This window comes from Micromonospora sp. CA-240977 (genome assembly GCF_050942285.1).
Classification (GTDB): Bacteria; Actinomycetota; Actinomycetes; order Mycobacteriales; family Micromonosporaceae; genus Micromonospora.
Map to the genome: position 1 here is coordinate 7388544 of NZ_CP192055.1, position 13330 is coordinate 7401873.

The following is a 13330-nucleotide window of genomic DNA, read 5'->3' on the forward strand; positions in this document are numbered from 1 at the left end:
CGCCATGCTTCGATTCATCAACGGCAACGGCGCCGCGTAGTACCCCCACCAGCCCCCCAGCAGCATTCAGCCCCGTCGGGGAAACGAGGGCTGAGCTGCGTCAACGTAGATCACCAGCAGGCGGAGGGTGTGGGATTCGAACCCACGAAGACATCGCTGCCTTACCGGTTTTCAAGACCACCACCCGCAAGCGCCTGTCCAGCCAAAACGCCTGGCCGCGCCTGCCCGCTGCCGCCGATTTGCCGCCTGGCGCGCTAACGAAGACCCGAGGCGAATCACTCCGGCGGCCCCGCAGCCTTGCTTGGTTGCTCGCGCCACTTGCCACCGTCGGCCCGGATCAGGTGCTCCACCATCCGCCGTGCATCATCCTCGGTGTCAAAGTCCCACCGGAGCACCTTGCCCGTCTCAGAGTCGCCCGACCTGGCGACGACATGCCACCGCACCTCGCGAGCGAGCCAGACGTCACGCCGCGTAAGCCGTCCCCATGTCCCGCTCCACCAGCGCCCGACCCGCTCCCGCACCCCGGCATCGCACAAGCGTACGAAGGATCCGCTAGATCCGCTCGACGGATCTCGGTCCGCGCGGCGTCTTCCTGTCGCTTGACCAGTACGACACTCTGTCATGGTGAGAGCACGACGCGAAACACACGGACAAAAGCAGCCAGATGCGAACAAGGGGGCCAGGGACCAACAGTTCCGCCCAATGAGTCCCCTAGCGCTGGTGGTGATGGCTGCCGTCTCGGTCGCATTGGCTGGCCTCGTTGTTGTTTGGATGTGGGAAACGGCGCAGGTGCCGACGAGTGCGTCTCCCGAGCCTGTTGACCTTCTTGTCCGCAAGGCGCAACTACGGGTTGATCTGATACGCAATCTGCTCGGCGTCTTTGCCGGAATGGGAGCCCTCGTGGCCCTGCTCGTTGCAATTCGTCGACAGTACGTCCAAGAGCGTGTTGACCACGTAGACCAAGACTTGAAGGCACGCGCGGCGGCTGACTCAAAACATGACGCGGACGAGCGCCGATTAACAGAGCTGTACGTAAAAGCAGCCGAACAGCTCGGCTCCGAAAAGGCCCCGGTTAGGCTCGCCGCATTATACGCACTAGACCGCATCGGTCAGGGAAACCCGGCGCAGCGGCAGACCATCACCAACGTGATATGCGCCTACCTGCGAATGCCTTACGAGCCACCGCAGCCGACAGACCAGGGGACTGAGCTTGTACGGTTCGGTAACCCACCCGAACTACGTGCTGCGGAAAGGCAGCGCAGACTCGACGAAGAGCAGCGGCGACGCGAGGAGCGAGAGGTAAGGCTGACAGCGCAAGGCATCCTCGCCCGTCGGCTGCGCCCTCCCCTGATAACACTCGGCGAGGATTATGACATTTGGGACGTTTCACTTGACTTGTCTTATGCAACCCTCATCGATTTCGATTTTTCCCGATGCATTGCCAATGCCATTGACGTCCGGTCTGCACGTTTTATAGGCAGAACGAACTTTGCAGGTTTCCAATCGAACCTGTACTTCATAGCTGATGATGCGATCTTTGAAGGCGACGCTAACTTCCGCCGTGCGAATTTCGGCGGCAACCTCCTGTGCTCGGCCGCCGTTTTCCACGGCGGGGCGACATTCAACGAAATCGAGTTCGCTGCGAACGCTCTATTTCAAGGCACTATATTTAAACGAGGGGTTAGGTTCACGAACCACAAGGGGCAGGCGTACAAGTTTGACGGCGCAAGCGCGCTTGCCTCGATAAAGTGCGTACTCCCCACTGGATGGAGAATGGGGGAAACCGTCAGCGGCGACTTCGTAGATATCGTGCGAAGCGAGCCCAAAAAGCAACGTGACGGAACGGACCCCCGCCCCTCTGCGGATCAACGTAATCCATGATCGCGTCGCCCCTCTTCCCGCGTCGATGCCCCCGCCGCTCTGGGACAATCACATGCGCTACGGATTGAGATCGCTCTGCAACTCCTTGACCGCAACAAGATGCCCCTTGCGACGGACCCAGGAACGTTCTCCCCCATATCGATCGGCCTCTAGCCCATACCTGCGGCCAGTTGACGTCGGGCACGGATCACCATGGAGCCATCAGGTTGATGCTGAATTAAACCTTTGCCCGGCTACGGATTCTGAACGATGACGCCAGTCGAGAGCCACTGCACGAGAAGAACAGCAAGGTGAACCGCCGCCTCGGCTTCCGCGCTAGTCATTCGACGAGAATTGGCTCCGCCACCATGACGCGAACGCTGGGCATTCCACAGCGATTCCATCATGGCGACTGCGGCTCCGACATCCTGCGGCGCACCATCTTTTGCAGGAAGGACCAATTTCCACTTTTGGTTCGATCGAAGCTCCCCGATCACCCCGCCGAGTGTCGCGTTCCCACTCGCGGCCTTCTGTCGCAGCACCAACGGGCAGGCGATCTCTTCCACAGCCCGGATTGCCTCAGTGAACACTTTATCAGGATCAGGCTTCCGGCCATACGCGGCTTTCCACGCCTGCCGAATGTGGTCAGCCGCAGTGGGAGGCGCTGCCTGGGTTGCAGCCTTGAAAGCCCCATCGGCCTCTTCGCTGACGCGACGCTCAAGGCAACGACCGTCGGTGTCAATCCGGTATAACGAGTTACCCTCAGCCAGCAGCAGCCCTAGGCTGACGAGCGTTTCCCGCCATTCTGACTGGTTCCAACTGTCGAATGGATCATTCGCTGGGGTGTACGGATTCCATCCCGGATGAATTTGAAGCGTTGCATCGATTACGTCAAGCAGCAGATGCGTGTCAATGTTGACCAGAGCGAGAGCCTCGGCACGGTTGTCGCCGTGCGGCATCCCGATTTGAAGCCTGACCGCAACCCTTCTTCCTAGGCCGCGTGGCTTGTGGAGTGCCTCAGCGAGCCACGTGCGCATCGGCACTTCGAGCCAGTCTGGAACACCATCATGAAGAACATCATCGATTGGCTTGCCCGCAAGTCGATCCGATAGTCGCTGGAATGGGCGCACAGCGAGTCATGTTACCTTGCAGCTCCTCACAGAGGAAGTTGACTCGGCCGCGCAGCGGAAGCACGCCGAATGGTCATGTATTGTCACCTACCCGGCGTTTCAGCAGAACGTGAGCCAACGCGCCCATACCGGTGATCACGACGTCCGCCCCGGCATCCCGAAACAATCCGACTTTGGTAGGCCGGTTCGCGTAACCGACCGTCCGCACGCCTGCGGCCCTCGCTCCCTCTATATCTGACAGCGAGTCGCCGACAAGGACGCACCGGCCCGCCTGCTCGCCGAGGACACGGGCAGCTTGCAAGATCGGTTCTGGGTTAGGCTTCATGCGGTCCGGATCGGCGTACGCCCGGCCGACTACTGGTGAGATGTGCCCGGCGAGCCGATGCGCCGCCAGGTAAGCAAATACTGCGCCCGGCGAGTTGTTGCTAACTACTGCTACCGGCATTCCTGCTTCTTGGGCAGCCACGATGACCTCACGGCCGTAAGGCGTGGGCTCGGCAGTCTCGACGGCCCGGCGCTCGGCCGCGCAGAGCGCATCCTCTACGCAACCCGGCTGGACGATGGACCAGCCGCCGCTAACACCGTTGCCCGCAAACGAGCCGTCCTCTACAGCGCGCTCAAATACGCGGTAGAGCTGCGATACCTCGACGCCCACCCGATGGATTTCGTCCAGTGGCGGGCACCCAAGAACGAAGAGAAGATCGACCGGAAGGTCGTCGCAAATCCGCAGCAAGCCCGTCTGCTGCTGGCCGCTGTGAACGGCCGAGATCCGGCGCTAACAGGGTTCTTCGCGTGCATGTACTTCGCGGCGCTCCGACGATCCGAGGTGATGCACCTGAGAGACGACGAATGCGAACTGCCCGACGAGGGATGGGGATGGCTTCACCTTAGCGGGTCAACCCAACACGTCGGCGAGGAATGGACGGACAGCGGCGAAATGCGCGAGGACCGAGAGCTAAAAGCACCGAGCGAAGAAGGCGACGCGCGACGTGCCGGCCTGCCCGGAACTTGTCCGCATTCTGCGGCATCACCGGCAGCACTACGGCAACCCGGGCGGGCGGATGTTCAACGCGCCAGGTTCCCGCCCCGGCCCCGTCACAAAGAGCACCTACCTGCGAGCCCGGCGACAGGCACGAGCGAAGGCGCTCAGCCCCGCCCAGCAGCGCTCCGTTCTGGCACGGGTGCCGTACCACCTGCGGCACGCCGCCGTGTCGCTCTGGCTAAACGCTGGCGTACCGGCTACCCAGGTCGCCGAGTGGGCAGGGCACAGCGTGCACGTCCTACTCAAGGTCTACGCGTCATGCATCGACGGTCAGGACGAGGCCGCACGCAAGCGGATCGAGGCGGCGCTAGCCACTCCCGACCAGCAGGAGAGCGGCCGACCGGCCGACGAAACTTTGCCGCCCATTTGCCGCGACAAGTGAGACGCGGCGGCCCCGAACGGGACGAAGTGAGACTGACTCCCATTCGCAGAAGCGCCCCCCGGCCAGCGTTCGCGCTGGTCACGGGGCGTTTTTGCTGTCCAGAGGGGCGGAGGGTGTGGGATTCGAACCCACGAAGACATCGCTGCCTTACCGGTTTTCAAGACCAGCGCCATCGGCCACTAGGCGAACCCTCCTGGGCCGCCACCCGTGGGCGTACGGCCACGCACAGTCTGCCACGGCTCCCGCCGGACGGCCCGCCGTCCCTCCTCGAACGCGCCTCCCCGGTGGGCAGCGCGGCCCGGACCTGCCAGCGCGTCAACCGGACCGTGCCGGCCGGCCGTCCACTGTGGGCTGGCGGGTGCGCCTGCGACAGCCGACGAGATCGGGAAGACTGGGCCCATGCGAGCCATCACCATTCCCGAGCCCGGTGGACCCGACGCGCTGGTCTGGGCCGAGGTGCCCGACCCGGAGTTGGGCCCCGGCGAGGTGATCGTGGATGTGCGGGCCAGCGCGGTCAACCGTGCTGACCTGCTGCAACGGCAGGGGCACTACCCGCCGCCGCCGGGCGCGTCCGCGTACCCCGGGTTGGAGTGCTCCGGGGTGATCACCGAGGTCGGGTCGGAGGTCGCCGGGTGGGCGGTCGGGCAGCAGGTGTGCGCGCTGCTGGCCGGCGGGGGGTACGCCGAGCGGGTCGCGGTCCCGGCCGGGCAGTTGCTGCCGGTGCCGGCCTGTGACCCGGTGGACGCGGGGGCGCTGCCGGAGGTGGCCTGCACTGTCTGGTCGAACCTGGTCCAGGTGGGGCGGCTCGGCGCGGGTGACACGCTGCTTGTGCACGGCGGGGGCAGCGGGATCGGCACCTTCGCGGTCCAACTCGGGGCGGCCCTCGGCGCGACGGTGGTGACAACCGCCCGGGAGGCCAAGCACTCCCGGCTGCGGGAGCTGGGCGCGGCCCACCCGATCGACTACCGAAATCAGGACTTCGTCGAGGAGGTCCGACGCATCACCGACGGTCGGGGCGCGGATGTCATCCTGGACATCATGGGCGCGTCCTACCTGGGCCGGAACGTCTCCGCGCTGGCCACCGGCGGCCGGCTGGTGGTGATCGGCATGCAGGGTGGGCGCAAGGCCGAGTTGGATCTCGGCGCGTTGCTCACCAAACGGGCGAGCGTCGCCGCGACGTCGCTCCGCTCCCGACCGCTCGCCGAGAAGGCGGAGATCGTCCAGGGCGTACGGGACGAGGTGTGGCCGTTGATCGAGGCCGGCATGGTCCGACCGGTAGTGGACCGGCGGGTGCCGATGAGCGAGGCGGCGACGGCGCACCGGCTCGTCGAGTCGAACGACCACTTCGGCAAGGTGCTGCTCACCCGCGGGTGAGCAGCGGCGTCAGACGAGCGTGTCGTCAGTCGGTCGGGGCAGCATCAGGCGGGCGCCTGGCCCCTCGCCGGCCAGCGTGTCCCCCGGGTTGTTGAGCGTGCAGCGTTGCAGGGACAGGCAGCCACAGCCGATGCAGCTGTCCAGGTCGTCGCGGAGGTTGGTGAGCAGCCGGATTCTCTCGTCCAACCGGCCCCGCCAGCTCGCGGAGAGCCGCGCCCAGTCCTGCGGGCTGGGCGTGCGGGCCTCGGGAAGCGACTCCAACGCCGCCCGGATCTCGTCGAGCGAGACGCCGACCTGCTGCGAGATCCGGATGAAGGCGACCCGGCGCAGCTCGGCGCGGGCGTACCGGCGCTGGTTGCCGCCGGTGCGGTCGGCGCGGATCAGCCCGAGTCGCTCGTAGTAGCGCAGCGCAGACGGTGCCACGCCGGAGCGGGCGGACAGTTCGCCGATCGTCAGTAGATCCTGCATCACCAGGTCCTTGAGTTGAAGTGCACTTCAAGTCAGACAGTAGTGGCATGACCACCACACTGACCACCGACACCGGGTCCCGGCTCCCCGGGCTGATCCGACGCCTGACCGGCGACGAGAAGCACGCGCCCAGCGCGCACTCCACCATCGACGTGCTCCAGGTGCTCTACGACCGGGTGCTGCGGGTCACCCCCGACACCGTCGACGACCCGGAGCGGGACCGCTTCCTGCTCTCCAAGGGGCACGGGCCGGCCGCCTACTACGCGGTGCTCGCCGCGCACGGCTTCATCCCGGACGCCTGGCTCGACGACCTGGCCGGGCCACACAGCCGGCTCGGCCACCACCCGGACCGGCTGCTGGTGCCCGGCGTCGAGATCGGCTCCGGCTCGCTCGGCCACGGGCTCGGGCTGGCCGTCGGCACCGCGCTCGGCCTGCGGGCCCAGGGGCTGCTCACACCCCGGGTGTACGTGCTGCTCGGCGACGCCGAACTGGACGAGGGGTCCAACCACGAGGCGATCGCGTACGCGGGGGCGACCGGCCTGGACAGCCTCACCGCGATCGTCGTCGACAACTCGTCGGCCACCCACGGCTGGTCCGGTGGCATCGCCAGCCGGTTCACCGTCAACGGCTGGACCGCCGACACCGTCGACGGCCGGGACCACACCGCCCTGTACCGAGCGCTGACCGGGCACCGCTCACGGCGGCCACACCTGGTGGTCGCCCGCATCGAGAGCAAGGGATGACCGCCATGCGTGCCGCCTTCATCGACAGCACCACAGCGCTCCTCGACGAGGACCCGCGTACCGCGCTCGTCGTGGCCGACATCTCCGCCAGCCAGTTCGGCCCGGCCGGTCGACGACACCCGGACCGGGTGCTCAACGTCGGTATCCGGGAACAACTGATGATCGGTGTGGCCGGCGGGCTCGCCCTGACCGGGCTGCGCCCGATCGTGCACTCGTACGCGACGTTCCTGGTGGATCGGGCGTACGAGCAGATCAAGTTGGATCTGGACCACCAGGGCGTGGGCGCGGTCCTGGTCAGCATCGGCGCGTCGTACGACGGGTCGGCGGAGGGCCGGACCCACCAGTCGCCCGGGGACGTGGCGCTCTTCGGCTCTCTCGGCGACGGCTGGACGGTGCGGGTGCCCGGCCACCCGGACGAGGTCGCGCCGCTGCTGCGGCACGCCGCGACCAGTGACGACCCGGTCTACCTGCGGCTCAGCGAGCAGCGCAACGCCGAGGCGCACCCGGACGCGGACCGGCTCCGGGTGCTGCGGCGGGGCGGGACGGACGCGCCGCTGGTGGTGGCCGTCGGGCCGACGCTCGACGCCACGTTGGCGGCCACCGAGGCGATGGACGTGACTGTCGCGTACACCCACACGCCCCGGCCGTTCGACACCGCGGGGCTACGGGCGCTCGCGGGGACCGAGGTGGTGCTTGTCGAGCCGTACCTGGCGGGCACGTCGAGCGCTGTCGTCAGCCGGGCGATGGCGGACGTGCCGCATCGGCTGCTCGCGCTCGGGGTGGGTCAGACCGACCTGCGACGGTACGGCAGTCCGGCCGACCACACCCGGTGGCATGGCCTGGACGCCGCCGGTCTGCGGCGGTCGATAAGCGCGTTCCTGGGGTCAGCGTGCGGATGAGGGGGCGGGGCGGCGACGGGCGCGCTCACGGCCGAGGATCCAGATCGCCTCGACGCCGTCCTTCCAGGTGATCTTCTTGCCCTCTTCCCGGCCACGTGCGCGGTAGCTGATCGGCACCTCGTACGGCCGAATCCGGCGGCGCAGCAGCTTGCCGGTCACCTCGGCCTCCATACCGAAGCCGCGCGAGCGCACCTCAAGCGACCGGTAGAGCGCCACCGGCATCAGCTTGAAGCAGGTCTCCAGGTCACCGATGTACGAGTTGAACAGCACGTTGGCCGCCATCGTGACGCCCTTGTTGCCCATCACGTACCAGAAGCTGTAGGCGCTGTGGCTGCCGAAGGTGCGATTGCCGTAGACGACGGTGGCTCGCCCGTCGAGCACCGGGTCCAGCAGCTTGGGGATGTCCTGCGGGTCGTACTCCAGGTCGGCGTCGAGGATGACCATGTAGTCGCCCTCCGCGCTGTCGACCGCCGTCTTGATGGCGGCACCCTTGCCGGCGTTGCGCTGGTGGGTGATGACCCGCAGGCGTGCGTCGTCGGCGCGACCGAGGACCTCGCCGGTGCCGTCCCGGCTCCCGTCGTCGACGACGACCAGCTCGATCTCGCACGGATAGTCCACCGCCAATGCCTGCTTGAGGGCATCCGCGATGCGTTCTTCCTCGTTGAAGACCGGCATCAGGATCGAGAGCTTCACGGGAATCTCCACGGTGGCGACGACACGTCGGGCATAGCCTAGCCTGGCTGGTCAGCCCGACGTATGCCGCCATCGACGGGCAGTCGGCGTGGCGGTCCCAGACCAATGGTGTTTACTTCCCGCCATGTCGGCTGCCGGCTCCCTGCTCGCGGTGGTACCTGCCGCCGCGGTGCTCCTGCTCACCGTCGTGACGAGGCCGCGCAGCGCCGCCGGGGTGGCGCCGCTGCGGCTCGCCGTGGTACGCGCCGCCCTGCTCAGCGGGGCGTACGCGGTACTCGTCGTCGAGGTGCTCGGCGCGTCGCACGCGCTGACCCGGCCGGCGTTCGTCGCCGCCTGGCTGCTCTTCCTGCTCGCCTGCGCGAGCGCGGCGGGGCTGCGCCGGCGTCGGGACGCCGCCGTCGCGCAGTGGCCCGCCGCGGCGAACCGGCCGGTGCCGGTCGGCGCGGCGGTACCCGTCGGCGCCGTCCCGGAGCTGCCCGCGCCGATCGCCGACGGCCGGGCCGCATCCGAGCAGCGGCCGGGCCAGGACGATCGGGTACGCGGCGGCCTGCTCGCCCGGGCGGTCGACGCCTGGCGTACGGCCGGTCGGGGTGAACGCCTGCTCGCCGGCACGGTCGGCGGGCTGGTCCTCGTGGAGTTGCTTGTCGCGCTGCTGGCCGAGCCGAACAACTTCGACTCGCAGACGTACCACCTGCCGAAGGTGGAGCACTGGGTGGCGCAGGGCGACCTGGACTTCTGGCCGACCGCCATCCACCGACAGGTGACCATCCCGCCCGGAGCCGAGTATCTGCTGCTGCACCTGCGCCTGCTGACCGGCGGGGACCACCTGCACAACCTGGTGCAGTGGGCCGCCGGGGTGCTCTGCCTGCTTGTCGCCGCACGGATCACGGCGCAGCTCGGCGGCGGCCGGCGGGCTCAGTTGATCACCGCGTTCGTGCTGGCCACCACGCCGATGGTGGTGCTACAGGCCACCAGCACGCAGACCGACCTGGTCTGTGCGGCATGGGTGGCCTGCGCGGCGACACTGGTGCTGGACGGGCTGCGCCGGCGGACCGGCTGGGGCACAGTGCTCGGGTTGGGAGCGGCCACCGGGCTGACCGCGCTGACGAAGACCAGTGGCCTGATCGCGGTGGGTCCGTTGCTGGTGCTCTGGGGGTTGGCGCAGCTCCGGCTGGCCCGGGCCACCCGGGCGCCGGCCGCCGGGGGGTCGACTGCCCGCGCCGTTCCGGCCGAGGCGCCCGCGTCCCGACCGGTGGCGCAGGTGGCGCGCGTCATCGGTGGTTCGGTGCTTGTCGTGCTGGTGGCGGCCGTGGTGGTCGGCCCGTTCCTGGCCCGGGTGACCGCCGAGTTCGGGCATCCGCTGGGTCCGCCCCGGTTGCGCGAGTCGATCCCGATGGAGCGGCACGACCCGCCGTCGATCCTGATCAACGCGCTGCGGATCGGACACACCGCGTTCGACACACCGCTGGCCCCGCTGCGTCACCTCGGTGGGGAGGCGATCATCGGCGGCGCGGACGTCATCGGCGTCGACCCGCAGGACCGGGCGATCACCTTCGGCCGGGAGCTCTTCCCGGAACCCGCCTGGTACCCGGACGAGGACCGGGTGGCGTTCCCGGTCGCCGGGGCGCTGGCGTTGATCGGTGCGGTGGTCGCGCTGGCCCGGCCGCGCCGGATCGGCCCCGGGCAGGTCGGGCCGCTGCGCGCGTACGCGGTGGTGGTGCTGGCCACCGTCCTGCTGCACGCCGCGATGATCAAATGGCAGCCGTGGGGCAACCGGCTGCTGCTCTACGCCCTGGTGCTTGCCGTGCCGCTCGCCGGGCTGTGGTTGGACGCGCTCCTGCGCCGCCGCGCCACCGGCACGGCTGGCCACGGGCGGCGGTCGGTGGCCACTGTGGCGGTGGTCCTCGTGTTGGCCACCTCGGCACTGGCCGGGGTGCTCGCGCTGTCGTACGGCTTCCCACGCCGGCTCGTCGGCTCCGGCTCGGTCTTCACCACCTCGGACTGGGACACCCGGTTCCTGCGCCGCCCGCAGTGGGCCGACGAGTTCCGCTGGGCGGCGGCGGCGGTCCGGGACAGCGACGCCCGGCGGATCGGGCTGGTGGAGCAGAACGACAACTGGGAGTACCCGTGGTGGTTGCTGCTGCGCCAGCCGGACGGCAGCTCACCGGAGCTTGTGTCGTTGCAGTCGGTACTGCCCGAACGGCCGCCGGCCGACCCCACCTCGGTGGACGCGATCGTCTGCACCGGCAGTCGGCCGGCCTGCGCCAAGCTGGTTCCGCCCGGCTGGCGGTGGGAGTTCCGCGACTACGTCGGTTACGCGCTGCCACCCGGCCGCTGACCGGTCGTCCGGATCGTCCGATCCGGGCGGTTCGGCAGCCCGCGCGCAAGGATCCGAAGCGCATTCACATCCATTGATCCGCACGTTACCGTCTGGTAACTCAGTCGACGTCCCGCGACTGAGCCGAAAGGAGTGCGTCGATGCCTGCAATCCCCGCCAGGCCCGAACGCGCGACCCGACGACGGGCCAGCACCGTCGTCGTCGCCGTCGCCGCTCTCGTCCTACCGATGCTCGCCGGACCGGCCACCCCCGCCACCGCCGCCGACCGGCCCGCCGTCCAGCCGCTGCCCGCCAACCTCGAAGCCGTCCGGGCCGCCGAGGCCACCGCCCTCTATGGCAGCCCCGCGATCCGCCCGATCGAACAACGTCGCACCGCGCTGATCACCATGGGCGACAGCGAGATCTCCGGCGAGGGCGTCGGCAACTACGTCCCCGGCACCCACCAGGACGGCAACTGGTGCGACCGCTCGTACGACCAGGCGGTCTTCCGGACCGGCATCCCGTCGGACGCGCAGTACAACCTGGCCTGTTCCGGCGCCACCCCGTGGAACCTCATCGCCGGCGGACCGACCCAGCACAACGAGCTGAACCAGGGCGACTACCTGGGCATCAAGGCGCGCAACACGCACGTGAAGCTGATCTGGGTGGTGGTCGGCGCGAACGGCGACGGCACCATCCAGTTCGGCCCGGTCGCCACCGACTGCGCCATCCGTCGGGTCCTCTTCCAGGGGCCCTGCTACCCCACCTACACCGACCAGTGGACGATCCGCACCGACGGCAGCCGGCAGGCCGTGACCGACGCGCTCACCGACATCCGGCAGACCATGACCGACGCCGGCTACCTGCGCTCGGACTACGAACTGGTGCTCATGTCGTACCCGAGCCCCGGCAGCCCGGACGTCGAGGACAACCCGAACTTCCCCGGGTGGTACGCCGGTGGCTGTCTGCTCTACCTGGCCGACGCGGCGTTCGCCCGGAACAAGGCAGTGCCGCTCTTCGAGTCGGCGCTCCGGTCGGCCGCCGCGAACACCGGCACCCGCTACCTGGACGCCAGCCGACTCTTCCACGGCCACGAGGTGTGCACCGACAACACCTCGGTGCGCGGCCTCTTCATCGAGGTCGGAATCTGGAACGAGAACGCCGCCCGACAGTCGTTCCATCCCAACGCCCGCGGGCACGGCATGTTCGCCCAGTGCATCACCCAGTTCTGGAACTCCGGGCAGGACCGGGCCAGCTGCGTCGACCCGGCCAGCACCGGCAGCGGCGTGCTCTACCCGGGGCTGCTCGACTTCAGGCAACTGCGCAACCTGGCCACCGGCACCTGCGTCGACGGCAAGGGGTACGACTCCCGCAACGGCACAGTGCAGCAGCCCTACTCCTGTCACGGTGGGCGTAACCAGGGCTTCTGGTACGACTCGACCCGGCGGTCGCTGCACTCGGAGCTGTCCCACGACCGCTGCCTGGACGTCGCCAACAGCTCGATGACCTCGGGCACGGCGGTCAACATCTACGACTGCAACGGCACCGCCGCGCAGCAGTTCGTCTTCGCCGGCAACCAGCTCAAGCCGGCGGCGGCGAGCAACCTCTGCGTGGCGTTCGACAACCCGTTGCTGGGCAGCCCGCGCCTGCGGTTGGTCACCTGCGGAAGCAGCACCCGACAGCAGTGGTCGTTCGAGGCCCGTACCGCCGCCAACCCGGTCGGCTACGGTCACGACGACTTCATCGGCTCCCGCGTCTACTGACGGACGGAGGGGCCCCCGAGTCGATCGGGGGCCCCTCGTCTCACTTGGCCTTCGGGATGAGGATCAGCCGGGCCACACCCTTGTCGCCGTCCTTCGCGCCGGCGACACCGAGCGTCGCGCCGACCTTGACCTCGCTCGGCTGCACCGTGGCGCGCCGCTCGACGACCCGCAGGTCGTCGCCGAAGGTCCAGGTCATGCTGAAGCCGTCGGTCGACTTGACGGTCATCGAGTCACCGTCGATGGCGGTCACCTCGCCGCGCTGCACGGCCACTGTCTGCGTACCGGCGTCCTTGGTCTTCACCACCGCCTCGCCGTGCAGCGTGTTCTTGCGCAGCAGCACGCGGGCCTGGCGGCGCTTGCGCCACTCCTCGCCGCGCTTCTCCCGGGCCTTCTCGCCGGCCGTGGGGGAGGCGCCCGGTGCCGGGCTGGCCGGCGCGGCCACGGTCAGCACGTCCAGGTCGTCGGCGTCGAAGCCCATCGCGGCCAGCGCCTGACCCTCCACCCCCATCGCGGCGGCGACCTCGACGGCGGCCTCCCGGGCGGGTTGGCTGGCCACCTCGGCCGCACCGCAGCCGGTGACGCCCAGCGTGACCGCCGCGAGCAGTGCCGTGGTGCCGGTGGCGAATCCCCAACGTGGCATGACGTTCCCTCTCGTCCGT

The 13330-nt window shown here is 68.6% G+C and carries 12 protein-coding genes and 1 tRNA gene; 7 read left to right on the top strand and 6 right to left on the bottom strand.

Features of this window, described 5'->3' with window-relative positions:
* The first annotated feature begins 720 nt into the window (after nucleotides 1-720).
* A complete protein-coding gene (locus tag ACQPWW_RS33675) occupies nucleotides 721-1881 on the top strand; it encodes a pentapeptide repeat-containing protein (RefSeq protein ID WP_433127818.1) in 1161 nt (386 codons plus the stop codon).
* A 233-nt stretch (nucleotides 1882-2114) separates the two neighbouring features.
* On the opposite strand, the gene ACQPWW_RS33680 is transcribed toward ACQPWW_RS33675, so the two are convergent.
* Both ACQPWW_RS33680 and ACQPWW_RS33685 read right to left on the bottom strand, forming a co-directional pair.
* Entirely contained in the window at nucleotides 2115-2990 is an 876-nt protein-coding gene (locus ACQPWW_RS33680) for a hypothetical protein (protein ID WP_433127819.1), read from the bottom strand.
* A 73-nt stretch (nucleotides 2991-3063) separates the two neighbouring features.
* Nucleotides 3064-3723, bottom strand: coding sequence for an HAD family hydrolase (locus ACQPWW_RS33685; RefSeq protein ID WP_433127820.1), 660 nt, complete (start codon nucleotides 3721-3723; stop codon nucleotides 3064-3066).
* A 256-nt stretch (nucleotides 3724-3979) separates the two neighbouring features.
* On the opposite strand from ACQPWW_RS33685, the gene ACQPWW_RS33690 reads away from it, so the two are divergent.
* Entirely contained in the window at nucleotides 3980-4414 is a 435-nt protein-coding gene (locus tag ACQPWW_RS33690) for a hypothetical protein (RefSeq protein WP_433127821.1), read from the top strand.
* Nucleotides 4415-4521: 107 nt separating this feature from the next.
* On the opposite strand, the gene ACQPWW_RS33695 is transcribed toward ACQPWW_RS33690, so the two are convergent.
* Nucleotides 4522-4608, bottom strand: a tRNA-Ser gene (locus ACQPWW_RS33695).
* A gap of 205 nt (nucleotides 4609-4813) precedes the next feature.
* Here ACQPWW_RS33695 and ACQPWW_RS33700 point away from each other — a divergent pair.
* Nucleotides 4814-5788: an NAD(P)H-quinone oxidoreductase gene (locus ACQPWW_RS33700; protein ID WP_433127822.1), complete on the top strand. Its 975-nt coding sequence runs from the start codon at nucleotides 4814-4816 to the stop codon at nucleotides 5786-5788.
* A gap of 9 nt (nucleotides 5789-5797) precedes the next feature.
* Here the strand turns inward: ACQPWW_RS33700 and soxR are convergent, their stop codons facing one another.
* Nucleotides 5798-6256 (bottom strand): redox-sensitive transcriptional activator SoxR, encoded by a 459-nt coding sequence (gene soxR, locus ACQPWW_RS33705; protein ID WP_433127823.1) that lies wholly within the window; start codon nucleotides 6254-6256, stop codon nucleotides 5798-5800.
* Between the two features lie 47 nt (nucleotides 6257-6303).
* On the opposite strand from soxR, the gene ACQPWW_RS33710 reads away from it, so the two are divergent.
* A complete protein-coding gene (locus ACQPWW_RS33710; protein WP_433127824.1) occupies nucleotides 6304-6999 on the top strand; it encodes a transketolase in 696 nt (231 codons plus the stop codon).
* Between the two features lie 5 nt (nucleotides 7000-7004).
* On the top strand, nucleotides 7005-7898 hold the full coding sequence (locus ACQPWW_RS33715) for a transketolase family protein (RefSeq protein ID WP_433134740.1): 894 nt from the start codon (nucleotides 7005-7007) through the stop codon (nucleotides 7896-7898).
* Here ACQPWW_RS33715 and ACQPWW_RS33720 read toward each other — a convergent pair.
* Nucleotides 7884-8591, bottom strand: a complete 708-nt coding sequence (locus tag ACQPWW_RS33720) for a glycosyltransferase family 2 protein (protein ID WP_433127825.1) — start codon at nucleotides 8589-8591, stop codon at nucleotides 7884-7886. The two genes, ACQPWW_RS33715 and ACQPWW_RS33720, sit on opposite strands and share 15 nt — an antisense overlap.
* Before the next feature lie 124 nt (nucleotides 8592-8715).
* Here ACQPWW_RS33720 and ACQPWW_RS33725 point away from each other — a divergent pair, with 124 nt between their 5' ends.
* Nucleotides 8716-10929 (top strand): glycosyltransferase family 39 protein, encoded by a 2214-nt coding sequence (locus ACQPWW_RS33725; RefSeq protein WP_433127826.1) that lies wholly within the window; start codon nucleotides 8716-8718, stop codon nucleotides 10927-10929.
* A 140-nt stretch (nucleotides 10930-11069) separates the two neighbouring features.
* On the top strand, nucleotides 11070-12671 hold the full coding sequence (locus ACQPWW_RS33730) for a ricin-type beta-trefoil lectin domain protein (protein WP_433127827.1): 1602 nt from the start codon (nucleotides 11070-11072) through the stop codon (nucleotides 12669-12671).
* 40 nt (nucleotides 12672-12711) lie between these two features.
* Here ACQPWW_RS33730 and ACQPWW_RS33735 read toward each other — a convergent pair whose 3' ends face one another.
* Entirely contained in the window at nucleotides 12712-13311 is a 600-nt protein-coding gene (locus ACQPWW_RS33735; RefSeq protein ID WP_433127828.1) for a hypothetical protein, read from the bottom strand.
* Nucleotides 13312-13330 lie beyond the last annotated feature (19 nt).

Excerpts from the sequence above, each read along its gene's own strand:
- ACQPWW_RS33715 (WP_433134740.1), top strand. The coding sequence starts at position 7,005 with ATGCGTGCCGCCTTCATCGACAGCACCACAGCGCTCCTCGACGAGGAC.
- ACQPWW_RS33735 (WP_433127828.1), bottom strand. The coding sequence starts at position 13,311 with ATGCCACGTTGGGGATTCGCCACCGGCACCACGGCACTGCTCGCGGCG.
- ACQPWW_RS33710 (WP_433127824.1), top strand. The coding sequence starts at position 6,304 with ATGACCACCACACTGACCACCGACACCGGGTCCCGGCTCCCCGGGCTG.
- ACQPWW_RS33730 (WP_433127827.1), top strand. The coding sequence starts at position 11,070 with ATGCCTGCAATCCCCGCCAGGCCCGAACGCGCGACCCGACGACGGGCC.
- ACQPWW_RS33700 (WP_433127822.1), top strand. The coding sequence starts at position 4,814 with ATGCGAGCCATCACCATTCCCGAGCCCGGTGGACCCGACGCGCTGGTC.
- soxR (WP_433127823.1), bottom strand. The coding sequence starts at position 6,256 with ATGCAGGATCTACTGACGATCGGCGAACTGTCCGCCCGCTCCGGCGTG.
- ACQPWW_RS33725 (WP_433127826.1), top strand. The coding sequence starts at position 8,716 with ATGTCGGCTGCCGGCTCCCTGCTCGCGGTGGTACCTGCCGCCGCGGTG.